The 13,934-nt window shown below is 73.7% G+C and carries 13 protein-coding genes and 1 pseudogene; 8 read left to right on the top strand and 6 right to left on the bottom strand.

Annotated elements, in window-relative coordinates:
* Positions 1-3: 3 nt before the first annotated feature.
* Together ACIBK9_RS08900 and ACIBK9_RS08895 are read right to left on the bottom strand one after the other, a co-directional pair.
* The gene (locus ACIBK9_RS08900; RefSeq protein ID WP_397156455.1) at positions 4-2,508 is read right to left on the bottom strand and encodes an ATP-dependent Clp protease ATP-binding subunit; all 2,505 of its coding nucleotides are present in this window, start codon (positions 2,506-2,508) and stop codon (positions 4-6) included.
* Between the two features lie 95 nt (positions 2,509-2,603).
* Complete coding sequence (locus ACIBK9_RS08895; RefSeq protein ID WP_397156453.1) at positions 2,604-3,248, bottom strand: SDR family oxidoreductase; 645 nt, start codon at positions 3,246-3,248, stop codon at positions 2,604-2,606.
* Between the two features lie 24 nt (positions 3,249-3,272).
* On the opposite strand from ACIBK9_RS08895, the gene ACIBK9_RS08890 reads away from it, so the two are divergent.
* Both ACIBK9_RS08890 and gndA read left to right on the top strand, forming a co-directional pair.
* Complete coding sequence (locus tag ACIBK9_RS08890) at positions 3,273-3,965, top strand: HAD family hydrolase (RefSeq protein WP_397157560.1); 693 nt, start codon at positions 3,273-3,275, stop codon at positions 3,963-3,965.
* Positions 3,966-4,034: 69 nt separating this feature from the next.
* Entirely contained in the window at positions 4,035-5,459 is a 1,425-nt protein-coding gene (gene gndA, locus ACIBK9_RS08885; protein WP_387669352.1) for an NADP-dependent phosphogluconate dehydrogenase, read from the top strand.
* 23 nt (positions 5,460-5,482) lie between these two features.
* On the opposite strand, the gene ACIBK9_RS08880 is transcribed toward gndA, so the two are convergent.
* Together ACIBK9_RS08880 and ACIBK9_RS08875 are read right to left on the bottom strand one after the other, a co-directional pair.
* The gene (locus ACIBK9_RS08880) at positions 5,483-6,256 is read right to left on the bottom strand and encodes a thioesterase family protein (RefSeq protein WP_397156451.1); all 774 of its coding nucleotides are present in this window, start codon (positions 6,254-6,256) and stop codon (positions 5,483-5,485) included.
* 7 nt (positions 6,257-6,263) lie between these two features.
* Positions 6,264-7,208: a helix-turn-helix transcriptional regulator gene (locus tag ACIBK9_RS08875; RefSeq protein ID WP_397156449.1), complete on the bottom strand. Its 945-nt coding sequence runs from the start codon at positions 7,206-7,208 to the stop codon at positions 6,264-6,266.
* A gap of 50 nt (positions 7,209-7,258) precedes the next feature.
* Here ACIBK9_RS08875 and ACIBK9_RS08870 point away from each other — a divergent pair, with 50 nt between their 5' ends.
* A complete protein-coding gene (locus tag ACIBK9_RS08870) occupies positions 7,259-8,335 on the top strand; it encodes an epoxide hydrolase family protein (protein WP_397156447.1) in 1,077 nt (358 codons plus the stop codon).
* A 34-nt stretch (positions 8,336-8,369) separates the two neighbouring features.
* Here ACIBK9_RS08870 and ACIBK9_RS08865 read toward each other — a convergent pair whose 3' ends face one another.
* Positions 8,370-8,720 (bottom strand): VOC family protein, encoded by a 351-nt coding sequence (locus ACIBK9_RS08865; RefSeq protein ID WP_397156445.1) that lies wholly within the window; start codon positions 8,718-8,720, stop codon positions 8,370-8,372.
* 258 nt (positions 8,721-8,978) lie between these two features.
* On the opposite strand from ACIBK9_RS08865, the gene ACIBK9_RS08860 reads away from it, so the two are divergent.
* The 4 genes from ACIBK9_RS08860 (at position 8,979) to ACIBK9_RS08845 (ending at position 12,863) form a co-directional block, all read left to right on the top strand.
* Positions 8,979-9,881, top strand: a complete 903-nt coding sequence (locus tag ACIBK9_RS08860; RefSeq protein WP_397156443.1) for a helix-turn-helix domain-containing protein — start codon at positions 8,979-8,981, stop codon at positions 9,879-9,881.
* Entirely contained in the window at positions 9,874-10,302 is a 429-nt protein-coding gene (locus ACIBK9_RS08855; RefSeq protein ID WP_397156441.1) for a type II toxin-antitoxin system PemK/MazF family toxin, read from the top strand. The genes ACIBK9_RS08860 and ACIBK9_RS08855 overlap by 8 nt, the downstream gene beginning before the upstream one ends.
* 152 nt (positions 10,303-10,454) lie before the next feature.
* A complete protein-coding gene (locus ACIBK9_RS08850; protein ID WP_397156439.1) occupies positions 10,455-11,870 on the top strand; it encodes an NAD(P)/FAD-dependent oxidoreductase in 1,416 nt (471 codons plus the stop codon).
* 366 nt (positions 11,871-12,236) lie between these two features.
* Positions 12,237-12,863 (top strand): hypothetical protein, encoded by a 627-nt coding sequence (locus ACIBK9_RS08845; protein WP_397156437.1) that lies wholly within the window; start codon positions 12,237-12,239, stop codon positions 12,861-12,863.
* A gap of 100 nt (positions 12,864-12,963) precedes the next feature.
* Here ACIBK9_RS08845 and ACIBK9_RS08840 read toward each other — a convergent pair.
* Positions 12,964-13,130, bottom strand: a pseudogene (locus tag ACIBK9_RS08840) (IS5/IS1182 family transposase); the annotation flags it as partial.
* Positions 13,131-13,204: 74 nt separating this feature from the next.
* Here ACIBK9_RS08840 and ACIBK9_RS08835 point away from each other — a divergent pair.
* Positions 13,205-13,933 (top strand): DUF3152 domain-containing protein, encoded by a 729-nt coding sequence (locus ACIBK9_RS08835; protein ID WP_397156435.1) that lies wholly within the window; start codon positions 13,205-13,207, stop codon positions 13,931-13,933.
* Position 13,934 lies beyond the last annotated feature (1 nt).

Raw genomic sequence — 13,934 nt, 5'->3', positions numbered from 1 at the left:
CGGTCAGCCGACCGGCTCGGGGTTGTGGGCCCTGAGCCGGAGCCGGTCGTCCTCGACGTCCACGGTGACCTTGCCGCCCTCGGCCACCTCGCCGGTCAGCAGCATCGTGGACAGGCGGTTGTCCAGTTCCCGCTGCACGGTCCGGCGCAGCGGGCGGGCGCCGAACTCGGGCTGGTAGCCGCGCCGGGCCAGCCAGTCCTTGGCCTCGTCGGTGACCTCCAGGGTGACGTTCTGGCCGCGCAGCCGCTGCCGGGTGCGCTCCAGCAGCAGGTCCACGATCTGGCGCAGCTGCTGGCGTTCCAGCCGCTTGAAGACGATCACCTCGTCGATGCGGTTGAGCAGCTCGGGGCGCAGGGAGTGGCGCAGCAGGTCCATGAGCTCGTCCTGGAGCTGCGGCGAGTCGCCCTCGGCGTCCAGGATGAGCTGGGCGCCGATGTTGCTGGTCATGATGACGATGGTGTTGGTGAAGTCGACCGTGCGGCCCTGGCCGTCGGTCAGGCGGCCGTCGTCGAGCATCTGGAGCAGGATGTTCATGACGTCGGGGTGGGCCTTCTCGATCTCGTCGAGCAGGATGACGCCGTGCGGGCGGCGGCGGACGGCCTCGGTGAGCTGGCCGGCCTCCTCGTAGCCGACGTACCCGGGGGGCGCGCCGATCAGGCGGGAGACGGTGTGCCGCTCCTGGAACTCGCTCATGTCGATGCGCACCATGTGGTCCTCGCCGCCGAACAGCGCGGCGGCCAGCGCCCTGGCCAGCTCGGTCTTGCCGACGCCGGTCGGGCCGAGGAACAGGAAGCTGCCGATGGGCCGGTTGGGGTCCGACAGGCCCGCCCTGGCCCTGCGCACGGCCTCGGCGATGGCGGTGACGGCCTCGTCCTGGCCGATGACCCGCTCGTGCAGGTGCTCCTCCAGCCGCATCAGCCGCTCGCGCTCCTGCTCGGTGAGCTGGGTGACGGGGATGCCGGTACGCCGGGAGACGACCTCGGCGATGTCCTCCACCATGACCTGCGGGACGGTGTCGTGACCCTGCCGGGCGCGGTCCAGCTCGGGACGGAGCTTGTCGATCTGGACGGTGAGCTCCTTGGCCCGGTCGAAGTCGTCGGAGGTGACCGCCTGGTCCTTGTCGCGGCGCAGCGACTCCAGGCGTTCCTCCAGCTCGCGCACGTCGCTGCCGGGGGTGCGCGAGCGCAGCCGGACCCGGGCCGAGGCCTGGTCCATCAGGTCGATGGCCTTGTCGGGCAGGAAACGGTCGGAGATGTAGCGGGCCGAGAGGTTGGCGGCGGCGTCCAGGGCCTCGTCGGTGATGCGGACCTGGTGGTGGGCCTCGTAGGCGTCGCGCAGCCCGGCCAGGATCTCGACCGTCTGCTCGACGGTGGGCTCGCTGACCAGGATGGGCTGGAAACGGCGTTCGAGCGCGGCGTCCTTCTCGATGTTCTTGCGGTACTCGTCGATGGTGGTGGCGGCGATGACGTGCAGCTCGCCGCGGGCCAGGGCGGGCTTGAGGATGTTGGCCGCGTCCATGCCGCCCTCGGCCGAGCCGGCGCCGACCAGGGTGTGCACCTCGTCGATGAAGACGATGGTCTCGTCGGCGTGCGCGCGCACCTCGTCGATGACCTTCTTGATGCGCTCCTCGAACTCGCCCCGGTACTTCGACCCGGCGACCATGCCGGTCAGGTCGAGCGCGACGACGCGGCGGTCCTTGAGCGTGTCGGGCACGCTGCCGTTGACGATGCGCTGGGCGATGCCCTCGACGATGGCGGTCTTGCCGACGCCGGGCTCGCCGATCAGGCACGGGTTGTTCTTGGTGCGCCGCGAGAGCACCTCGATGGCCTGCTCGATCTCGTCCTCGCGGCCGACGACCGGGTCGATCCTGCCCTGCCTGGCCTCCTCGGTCAGGTCGCGGCCGTACTCGTCGAGCGCGGGGGTGTCCGTGGGCCGCCGCCCGTCGCCGTGCTGCTGGCGGGACGGGCCGGACATGATGGCCTGCTGCAGCTCGTTGGCCGAGACGCCCTGCTCCTGGAGCAGCCGGGCGGCCGCGGAGTCGGGGTTGGCGGCCAGGGCGAGCAGCAGGTGCTCGGGGCCGATGTAGGAGGACTGGAGGGCGCGGGAGATGCGCTGGGCGTCCAGGACGGCGCGTTTGGCCGCCGGGGTGAGCGTGGTGGGCGGCTCGGCGCCGGTGCCGGGTCCGGCCAGGGCGTCGATGCGGTCGCGCAACCTGCCGAGGTCGACGCCCGCCGCCTGCATCAGCGGGCGGGTGGCGTCGGACTCGGTCAGCGCGTCGAGGATGTCGAGGACGTCCATGTCCTGGGCGGCGCGCTGCCCGGCGACCTCCAGGGCCCGGCTGAGCACCTCCCTGGCCGAGGCGCTGAGCAGCTTGCCCACGTCGACCCGCTGCACGCTGGGACGCGACGGCGGCCAGCCTTCCATCCCGCCGAACACCCGCCCCGTGAGCTCCTCGAACCCCCTGAACGGATCTCCCCCGAAGAACGACCTGAACGGCATGTCGGACATTTGATCTCCCCCTAGTGCATCAGGGGGACATCTAGCCGAAGAACCCGCAAGTCATAGCCAGCAATCGGCAAAAGGACGCATGACTCGGCGGCCGTTCACTGCGTGGCGATGAGGTCGATGACGGGAGTGTCGCCCGAGACGAGCTCCAGCGTGCGATGCGCGGTGCCGGGGTTCTCCAGCAGCGCCATGACGACGGCGGCCACGTCGTCGCGCGGCACCGAGCCGGGCGGCACCTCGGGGGCCAGCCGGACCAGGCCCGTGCCGGGCTCGTCGGTCAGGCGGCCGGGGCGCAGGATCGTCCAGGCCAGGCCGTCGCGGGCGCGCAGGTCGTCCTCGGCGGCGGTCTTGGCCTCGATGTAGGCGGCCCAGACCGCGTCGCTGCCCGGCGCGGGCGGGCGGCCGGCGCCCATGGAGGAGATCTGGATGAACCGCCGCACGCCCGCCCGCTCGGCGGCGTCGGCCATCAGGACGGACGCGGCCCGGTCGACGGTGTCCTTGCGGGCCGCGCCGCTGCCCGGGCCGGCGCCGGCCGCGAAGATCACGGCGTCGGCGCCGCGCAGGATCTCCGTCACCTCGTCGGCGGTGGCCTGCTCCAGGTCGCACAGCACGGCCTCGGCCCCGGTGGCCTCGACGTCGGCCACGTGCGCGGGGTTGCGCACCAGGCCGACCGCGCCGGACCTGAGCCGCTCGGCCAGCCGCAGCGCGATCTTGCCGTGGCCACCCGCGATGATGATCCGCATGCCCCCCATGGTGTCATGGACGTCATGAACGACTTCCCGCAGGCCCCCACGCCCGCGTTCCTGTTCGACCTGGACGGCACCCTGATCGACAGCGTCTACCAGCACGTCATCGCCTGGCGGCAGGCGCTGTCCGGGATGGGCATCGACCTGTCGGTGTGGCGCATCCACCGGCGCATCGGCATGAGCGGCGGCCTGTTCGTCAGCGCGCTGCTGCGCGAGACCGGGCTGAAGCTGACCCAGGAGCAGATCGACGAGTTGCAGGTCACCCACGCCGAGGCGTACGAGCAGCAGGTGGCGTCGGTCCGGCCGCTGCCGGGGGCGGCCGAGCTGCTCGGCGAGCTGTCCGCGCGCGGCGTGCCGTGGGCCATCGCGACCAGCGGCTACGCCCGTACGGCCCGGCTCGCGCTGGGCATGCTCGGCCTGCCGGAGGACACCCCGATGGTCACCCGCGACCAGGTGCGGCGGGCCAAGCCGGACCCGGATCTGTTCCTGGCCGGTGCGGCGCTCGTCCAGGTGGACCCGCTGCATGCGATGGTGGTGGGCGACAGCGTCTGGGATCTGCTGGCCGCCCGCCGGGCGGGCGCGCTCGGCATCGGGCTGCTGTCCGGTGGATATGGCAGGGACGAGCTCGAACGCGCCGGGGCCTTCCGCGTGTACGCCGATCCGGCGGACATGCTCGCCAGGCTGGACGAGCTCGGCGTGCGCTCCCCGTCCTGAGCGAAGGGGGAATATCTCGCCGAACCTCCCAGCTTGATCGTGCGTATCCCCCACAGAGGAGCATTGAAGATGGACTTGGCAGACATCGGCGTCACCGGCCTGGCCACCATGGGGCGCAACCTGGCCAGGAACCTGGCCAGGCACGGGTACGCCGTCGCCGTGCACAACCGCACGACGGCCCGCACCCAGCAGCTGGTCAGGGAGTTCGGCGGGGAGGGCACGTTCGTGCCGGCCGAGGAGCTGGCCGCCTTCGTGGCGTCGTTGAAGCGGCCGCGCCGGGCGATCATCATGGTGAAGGCGGGTCCCGGCACCGACGCGGTGATCGACCAGCTCGCCGAGCTGATGGAGCCGGGCGACATGATCGTCGACGGTGGCAACGCGCATTTCCAGGACACCCGGCGGCGTGAGGCGGCGCTGCGCGAGCGCGGCATCCATTTCGTCGGCACCGGCATCTCCGGCGGCGAGGAGGGCGCGCTGCTCGGCCCGAGCATCATGCCGGGCGGCTCGAAGGAGTCGTGGGAGGCGCTGGGCCCGATCCTGCAGGACATCTCCGCCAAGGTGGACGGGGTGCCGTGCGCCGTGCACGTCGGCCCCGACGGCGCCGGGCACTTCGTGAAGATGGTGCACAACGGCATCGAGTACTCGGACATGCAGCTCATCGCCGAGTCCTACGACCTGCTGCGCCAGGCCCTGGGGGCGACGCCGGCCGAGCTGGCCGAGGTGTTCAGGGAGTGGAACCGGGGCGACCTGGACTCGTACCTGATCGAGATCACCGCCGAGGTGCTGGAGCAGGTCGACGCGGCCACGGGCAAGCCGTTCGTGGACGTCGTGGTGGACCAGGCCGAGCAGAAGGGCACCGGCCGCTGGACCGTGCAGAGCGCGCTCGACCTGGGCGTGCCGGTGACCGGCATCGCCGAGGCGGTCTTCGCCCGCGCGTTGTCGGGCCATCCGGAGCAGCGCGCCGCCGCCGCGTCGCTGGAGGGCCCGAAGCTGTCCGGCGTCGGCGGCCGCGAGCTGATCGAGGACGTGCGCCAGGCCCTGTACGCGTCCAAGATCGTCGCCTACGCGCAGGGCTTCGACCAGATCGCCGCCGCCTCCGAGGAGTACGGCTGGGACGTCGACCCGGGCGCCATGGCCACCATCTGGCGCGGCGGCTGCATCATCAGGGCCAAGTTCCTCGACCGCATCCGCGCCGCCTACGACGCCGACCGGCGGCTTCCGACGCTGCTGGCCGACCCGACCTTCGCCGCCGCGCTGAACGCCGCGCAGGACGCGTGGCGGCGCGTGGTGACCACGGCCGTGCGGATCGGCGTGCCGACGCCGGGCTTCTCCTCCGCGCTGGCCTACTACGACGGGCTGCGCCGCGACCGCCTGCCGGCCGCGCTGGTGCAGGGGCTGCGCGACTACTTCGGCGCGCACACCTATCACCGGGTGGACCGGGAGGGCGCCTTCCACACCGACTGGTCGGGCGACCGCGACGAGCACCCCGCCTGACCGCCCCGGGGCTCGGCGGACGCTCAGCCGCCGGTCAGGGCGACCGGGTTGGCCACCGCCGTGACCACGCAGAACCCGATCGGCCCGGCCGTGTCGTGCAGGGTGACCTGGCCGGTCGCGACGCCGCCGGCGCTGAGGTGGCCGGTGGCCTCGACGCCGATCAGCTCGCCCTCGGGCAGCCGGGCGAGCGTCAGCGTGTAGTCGGCGTTGATGAAGCTGACGCCCGCCGAGCCGACGTTGGCCAGCGGGCTGGCGAAGTCGGCGGCCAGGGCGGCGCGGGTGAGCGGCGTCAGCGGCTCGTCGTCCACCAGCGGGTGGGTCTCGCGCAGCCACACCCGGTCGCGCCCGCCCTGCCCCCACTCGGTCAGCTGCCACAGGTCGAACGGCGGCTTCCAGCCCTGCCCCTCGGCCGGGTCGCCGGCGGGCGCGGGCTCGTCCCAGGCGGGCGTGTGCGGCAGCCGGCCGCCGGGCTGCTCGCCCTGCCGGAGCAGCACGGCCGAGGCCCGGCCGATCACGCCCTGTCCGGTGGAGAGCACGGCGTCGGCGACCCGGATCCGCCGTCCGTCCCTGACCAGGGTGGTCTCCACCGTGACCGGCAGCATGGGGCTGTTGCGGAACAGGTCGACGGTGAGCCTGGCGAAGTGCAGGCCGGGCTCGCCGTGCCGCTCCTCCAGGGCGCTCGCCGCCAGGCCGCCGAGCAGTCGGCCGTGGAGCATGTCGGGGGACCAGGGGCTGCGCGCGTGCGGGGCGGGCACGAACTCGCCCTCCTTGCGCGTGAAGAACGCTGAGGTGGCCATCACCGAATCATATTCTGGAAGAGAGCAGCCGCCGTCCCAGGGCGTGCAGACGTTCCTTCAGCTCGGCCGGTTCCAGCACCTCGAAGTCGAGGTCGAGGAAGGCCACGGCCACGGCCATCAGGTGCAGGTCGTCGCCGCGCATGGTGAGCACGCAGGTGGCCTCGTCCACCGCCTCGACCTCGCCGCCGACGCGGCCGGCCAGCCGTCCGGCCGGGGCGTGGATCAGGAAGCGGGCCTGGACCGGCCACATCTGGTGGCCGAGCCGGTGGCGCACCCACGCGGCGACGTCGGCCTCCGGCGGCTCGCGGGGGGCGAAGCGCGGGCCGTTGGGCGTGCGCACCTCGATCCGGTCGGCCCGGTACGTGCGCCAGTCGTGGCGGTCGACGTCCCAGCCGACCAGGTACCAGCGGCTGCCCTTGCTGACCAGGCTGTGCGGCTCGGCCTTCCGCAGCGTGACGGCGCCCTCGTGGTCGGTGTAGTCGAAGCGCAGCTGCTCGCGGTCGCGGCAGGCGGCGGTGATGCGGGTCAGCAGCTCGGGGTCGACCGTCGGGCCCTGCCCGCCGACGCGGACGGTGTGCGTCTGCAGGGCGTTGACGCGCTGCCGCAGGCGGGCGGGCAGCACCTGTTCGAGCTTGGCCAGGGCGCGCAGCGAGGTCTCCTCGATGCCGGTCACCGTGCCGCCGGCGGCCGTGCGCAGGCCGACCGCGACCGCGACGGCCTCCTCGTCGTCGAGCAGCAGCGGCGGCAGCTCCGCGCCGGGACCGAGCCGGTAACCGCCGGCCACCCCCGGCGTGGAGCCCACCGGGTAGCCGAGGCTGCGCAGCCGGTCGATGTCGCGGCGCAGCGTGCGCGGGGCCACGCCGAGCCGTTGCGACAGCTCCGCGCCGGGCCACTCGCGCCGGGTCTGCAGGAGGGAGAGCAGGCGCAGAAGCCGCGCCGAGGTGTCGAGCACGGGTCCATTGTGGCCCGATCCTGGCCGCAATGCTGCCTAGCGTGAGCGGCATGAACCGATTCGTCATCGACATCCCGCAGTCCGCGATCGACGACCTGCGGGCGCGGCTGGACCGTACGCGCTGGCCGGACGCCCTGGAGGGGGTCGGCTGGTCCTACGGCGTGCCGCCCGAGGCCGTGCGCGAGCTGGCCGCGTACTGGCTGGACGGCTACGACTGGCGGGCGCACGAGGCGCGGCTCAACGAGCTGCCGCAGTACACGACCGAGATCGACGGCCAGCGCGTGCACTTCGCCCACGTGCGCTCGCCGCGTCCCGGCGCGCTGCCGCTATTGCTGACGCACGGCTGGCCGAGCACGTTCGCCGACTTCTCCCGCGTGGCCGAGGCGCTCAGCCGCGATTTCCACCTCGTCATCCCGTCCGTGCCCGGGTTCGCCTTCTCCGGCCCCACCATCGGGACCGGCTGGGGCGTGCGCCGGGTCGCCGCCGCCTGGATCGAGCTCATGGACCGCCTCGGCTACGACCGGTACGGCCTCCAGGGCGGCGACTTCGGCTCGCTCGTCTCGCCCGCCCTGGCCCGGATGGTCCCCGACCGGGTGGCGGGCGTGCACCTGAACGCGCTCACGGCGTTCGTCTCCGACGACCTGTCCGGACTGACCGAGGCCGAGACCGAGCGCGCGCGGCGGATCGAGCGCTGGCACCGCGAGTTCTCGGGGTACGCCGCCATCCAGAGCACCAGGCCGCAGACCCTCGCCTACGCCCTGGCCGACTCGCCGGCCGGCCAGCTCGCCTGGCACCTGGACGCGTTCGCGAGCTGGGGCCAGGACGCCGGCGGGGTCGCCCCCGACGACGTCCTGACCAACGTCACCATCACCTGGCTGACCGGCACCGCCGGCTCCGCCGCGCGCCTGTACCGGGAGAGCGGCGGCGACTGGGCGCCGCCCGCCGAGCCCGGCACGACGCCGACGGCCGTGGCCGTCTTCCCCGGCGACAGCACGGTCCGCCGCTACGCCGAGCGCTCCCACAACGTGGTGCGCTGGTCGGAGCCGGCGCGCGGCGGCCACTACGCCGCCCTGCAGGCCCCCGACCTGCTGGCCGAGGACGTCAGCTCGTTCTTCGCCGAGCTCTAGCCGTTCTGTCGGGCACTTCGTTCTTCGCCGGGCTCTAGCCGGGCATCACGCAGAACGGGTGGCCCTCGGGGTCGAGCAGCACTGTCCAGTCGTCGCCGCCCGGCTGGTGGCCGGGCAGGGTGGCGCCCAGGGCGACCAGCTCCCGCCTGGCCTCCTCGACGTCGGGGACGGTGAGGTCGAGGTGCACGTGCTTGCCGTCGTTGGGCCAGCCCGGGCCCTGGTAGCCGTCGATCCGCTGGAAGGCCAGCGGCACGGGGCCGCCGGTGACGGTGGCGTAGTCGGGATCGGAGTCGCCGACCTGCCACCCGGTCGCCTTGGCGTAGAAGCCCGCCAGGGCGACGGGGTCGGCGCAGTCGAAAACAATGGAGGAAATCGCTGTCGTCATGCCCCCACCCTTGCCGGTGCCACCCCCCGAGGTCTTGAACATCCTTGCACCCCACCGCCACACGCTCGCCGCACGTCTCCGCCGAACGGCCCCCGCGTCCCCGCCGTACGGCCCAGTCCCACGCGCCGCCGCCCCCTCGCCGTGCTGCCTCCGTCGCGTACCCCGACCGACGCCGTACCCCCCGGGGACGCACGCGTCGCCGAAGACCCCAGGCCCTGGCGGGGGAGATTGTCGGTGGTGGGGCGTAGCGTTCGGCGGGTGCGATCCTCCAAGCCGCTGGCCCGTGGGAAGGGCTTCACCCTCGACCTGGTGACCTGCGCCGACGACCACCGCGGCTGGTCGCGGCCCGAGGTGGGCCGGGCCCACCGCATGGTGCTGGTCCACCGCGGCGCGTTCCGCCGCATGGCCGACGGCCGCAAGGCCGCCGTCGACCCGACGATGGCCTACCTCGGCGCCCCCGGCGAGGAGGAACGCTTCGCCCACCCGGCGGGCGGCGACGTCTGCACCTCCCTGTCCCTGTCCCCCGCCCTCTGGCGCACGCTCGCGGGCGACGCCACCCGCCTCGCCCGCTCCACGGTCTACGTCGACGCCCGCCTGGAGCTCGCGCACCGCCGCCTGCTGGCCACCGCCCGCGCGGGAGACCCCGACTTCGCCCTGGTCGAATCCCTGCTGTCGCTCACCGGCGCCACCCTCACCCAGCTGGCCGGCCCCACCACCCCGGCCGCCGCAGACGGGGCGGCCGCGGCACGCCGGCCCGCCCCGTCCCCCGCCCGCTCCACCGCGGCCATCGCCGACGCCGCCCGCGAGGCGATCTCGGCCGACCATCCGGCGGCCGCCGGGCTGTTGCCGCTGGCGGAGCTGCTGGCCGTCTCCCCCTACCGGCTCAGCCGGGCCTTCACCCGCGAGCTGGGCGTCTCGCTGACCCACTACCGCAACCGGGTGCGCGTGAGCCGGGCGCTCGACCGGCTGGAGAGCGGCGAGACCGGCCTGGCCGCGCTCGCCGCCGACCTCGGGTTCGCCGACCAGGCCCACCTGACCCGTACGATCCGCCGCCACGTCGGCCACACCCCGACGGTCCTGCGCCGCCTGCTGACCTCCCCCGCTCCCCCCGGGCGGGTGGATTTCGGGTCGCCTGCCGCCGTAAGCTCCCCCAATGCGTGATGCAGGTGAGGACCCCCGGCCCGACCGGGGCGTCGTACGCGAGGTCCACTCGCTCAACGGTCCCGTCACTCTGGCCTACTCCCCCGACCTCGACGGCCTGGCCGATCCGGGGGAGATCGTGTGGGCGTGGGTGCCGTACGAGGAGGATCCGTCGCGGGGCAAGGACCGGCCGCTGCTGGTCGTGGGCCGTACCGGGCGCAGGCTGCTCGGCATGATGTTGTCGAGCAGGGGCGACGACGGCTCCGACTGGCTGGAGATCGGCGCGTGGGGCCGCGACGGGCGGGTGTCGTACCTGCGGCTCGACCGGGTCTTCGTGCTGGATGAGGGCGACATCCGCCGCGAGGGCGCGGTGCTCGACGGCGACCGGTTCGCCCGGGTGGCCTCCGTCCTTATGCAGACGCACGGGTGGGGCGTGGCCTGACCCGCGTGCGGCCCGGTCCTCCCCGCACGGGTCCGCTCCCGCAGCGGTGGGCAGTCCTGTAGCCCCCGGGGATGGGCGTGAGGGAGTATCCGGATGGTAAGCGTACGATCCGGTCATCGTCCGGGATCGCCCGCGCCTGCGATCATGGGTGCATGCGTGTTGTGGTGATCGGCAGCGGGATCGTCGGGGCGAGCGCGGCCTACTACCTGAGCGGCCGCGGCGTGGCCGTGACCGTGGTGGACCGCGGCTCCCAGGGCCAGGCGACCCAGGCGGGCGCGGGCATCGTGTGCCCCTGGGTGGACCATCCGGAGGACGACGCCTGGTACCGGCTGACCAGCGAGGGCGCCCGCCACTACCCGAGGCTGGTCGAGGCCCTGGGCGAGGACATCGGCTACGCCAAGGTCGGGGCCCTGCTGGTGGCGGAGGACCCGGTCGATCTCGAACCGGTGCGGGCCCTGCTGCGCCGCCGCTACGCCGACGCGCCCGAGATGGGCGAGGTCACCGACGTGCTGACGCCGTCCGACCTGTTCCCGCCGTTGTCCGACGACCTCAGCGCGCTCCTCGTGCCGGGCGCCGCCCGGGTGGACGGCAGCGCCGTACGCGACGCGCTGCTGCGCGCCGCCGTCGCCCGGGGCGCCGAGGTGCTGCCCGGCAGCGCCGTCCTCACCTCCGACGGGCAGGTGCGCCTGCACGCCGCCGACGAGGACATCCCGGCGGGGAACGGGCCGCGGTGGGCCCAGCCGGGGCCGGGAGCCGGCGCGGTGAGCGGCCGGACCACCTCCTGGCGCCAGGCCGCCCCGCTCGCGCCGGACCACCCGCCGTCCGCCACCGGCGACCTGACCGAGAGCCCTCTTGAGGCGTCCGCCGAGGGACCGGTCGGCGCAGCGGGCGACGCGCCCTTCGGCGGCCCTCCGGACGGCTCCCCGGGAGGTCCCGCCCCGGCCTTCGAGCCCGTCCCGCCCGTGGTGGAGCCGATCGTCCCCGTGCCGCCGGCCGAACCCGTCGCCCCTTCCGGGGCCGGACGCGTGCCCGCCGGCGAGGGCGTCCCGCTGGAGGCGGACGTCGTGATCGTGGCGGCGGGGGCGTGGACGGGCGAGGTGTGCCGTCCGCTCGGGGTGGAGCTGCCGGTGTTCCCCCGGCGCGGGCAGATCCTGCACGCCACCCTCGACGGCGTGGACACCGCCTTCTGGCCCATCGTGCTGCCCAGGAGCGGGCCGTACCTGCTGGGGTTCCCCGGCTCGCGGGTGGTGATCGGCGCGACCGTGGAGGACGTCGGGTTCGCGCCCCGGGTCACGATGGGCGGGCTCGAAGAGGTGATCGCAGCGGGGTTGCGGGTGGCGCCCGGCCTGTTCGGGGCGACGGTGTCCGAGACGAGGGTCGGCCTGCGCCCGGTCAACGCCCCCGGCCCCGCGCTCATCGGGCGGCTCACGCCGCGGGTGGTCGTGGCGACGGGGCTGAGCGCGTACGGGCTGACGGCGGGCCCGTTCACCGGCGAACTCGTCGCCAAGCTGGCCCTGGACGAACAACCCCCCATCGACCTCACCCCCTACGCACCCCGCACCGTCTGACCCACCCGCAGGCCCGGCGGAACCGCGCCCCGGCGCGGAGCCCCGCGCCGACCAGGCCGGCCCGTGGACGCCCGGCGAATGTCCCCGCGCTGAAGGAAAGGCGTCCATCGGGCGCCAGACACCGATGACGCCGCCCCCAGACGGCAGGCTGAACCAGGACGTGAGCAGGGCGTGCCGCGTCCGGACGGCGGGGGTTGGTGGCAGGTCGGCGTAAAAGGCCATGCGGATCGATGCGGAGGGAGGCTGTCCGCGGGCCCGGACAGGAATCGCCCACTCCGCCGATCGTGGTCATCGGCCACGATCAGGCACCTGACAGTTGTGGAGCCACGCCCACATAGCCGTACTATCCCCCGATCAAGGACCGCGATGTCGATACACGAGAGTCTGGCAATCCTCCACCGCGCCGCCGAATCCGGAACGGTCATCATCACGGCGTCGGAGCCCGCCTCCGCCGAAGCCGTCCGCAACCGCGAGACTGGACTGAAGCCCCATTTCGGAACCGTCGACTGGACGGCTCCGCCCAGCTACCGGGCTTTCCTCGCCGAGCACAACACCTTTGCCTGCAAGCGCCGGGACGTCTCGTCCAACGAGTACATCGAGTTCGTCGTCGTCGGTGACGACGCCATCGTCGAGCTGAACTCCGATCTCGTGCACATGCCCGAGGGTGTGGACCGCGGCGACGGCCGGTGGCTGTCCACCAACCACCTGGTCGGCTTCGCCCTCGCGGACGCGGACAACGAGGCGGTCTGGTGCTTCGACGTCACCCGGCCGGACGCGGACGGCGAATACCCGGTCTACCACCACCACTACGACGACCAGGAGGGGCGCGCACGCTACGTCGAGGACGGGAGCTGGGAGGAGCTGGCCGACTCCACCCCGGACTTCCCCACGTTCGCCGCCTGGCTGGACGCGATGACCACCGCGTTCACCGCGCCGGAGCCACCGAGCTGGTTCGCGGAGCTGGGCTCTCCGGGCTTCCACCCGGGGCCGTAGGAGGCCGTACGGGCAGGGCGCGGTCATGGCCGGCGATTCGCGCCGCTCGCAGCAGCGGGCGATCCGGTGGCAGGCGTGGGCGCGTCCGACGTGCCAGGTAACGCCCGGCCGCCTCTCCACCTCCGGGAGCCTTGGTGAAGGAGCCGTCCACGGCGATCTCGTCGAGGCACGGATCGTGGTGGCCGAGCAGCTGCTGTCGGCGATCGCCTCGTAGGAACAGCCGAGGCGCGGCAGTCGCGCGCCGGTCTGCGCGACCTCTTGGTCAGACCCCGGCATGATCCGGGCGGCACTGCGCGGATATGGTGGATTTCTCCCCGCCGTGATCTCGTGGGGAGGCCGCGTTGCCGCTGTTCGCGCTGCTGATCGTCCTGCTGCTGGCCGCCGGATGCGCCTCCGCCCCGGAACGCACGGAAACGCCCGAGCGCCCCGCAGAACGGGCCGTTCCCGCCGTCCCCCCTCCGCCGCGCCCCTCGATCCCCGCGCCGATCCCCCTTCCCGCCGAACACGTCAAGGTCCCGTACGCCGCCTCGGGCTCGTACGCCGTGGTGCCCGGCGGCGCGCCCGCCCGAGCCGGAGAGGGCGAGGTGGTGCGGTACCTGGTGGAGGTCGAACGCGGCCTGCCGATCGACGGGACCGTGTTCGCGGCCGCCGTGCACCGCACCCTCAACGACCCGCGCGGATGGGCCCGCTTCCAGCGCGTCGACCACGGCCCGGTACGGGTGCGGGTGGCGCTGTCCAGCCCGGGGCTGACCGTCCGCCAGTGCCTGCCGTTGCGCACCGGCGGCACGTTGTCGTGCTGGAACGGGACGCGCTCGGTCATCAACGCGCTCCGCTGGGCCGACGGCGTCCCGCAGTACGAGGGCGACCTGGCCGCCTACCGCGACTACGTCATCAGCCACGAGGTCGGCCACAGCCTGGGACACGGCCACCGCGCCTGCCCCGGCCCCGGCCTGCCGGCTCCGGTGATGGTCCAGCAGTCGAAGTCGCTGGGCCGCTGCCGTCCGAACCCGTGGCCCCACCCGGAACGCCGCCCGGACGAGCGCCGCGACGCCCTGGCCCGCAACCCCTGAC

This window comes from Nonomuraea sp. NPDC050227 (assembly GCF_044459705.1).
Taxonomy (GTDB): Bacteria; Actinomycetota; Actinomycetes; order Streptosporangiales; family Streptosporangiaceae; genus Nonomuraea.
Note: the sequence above shows the minus strand (reverse complement) of the source record. Positions and strands in the feature narration are given on the sequence as shown.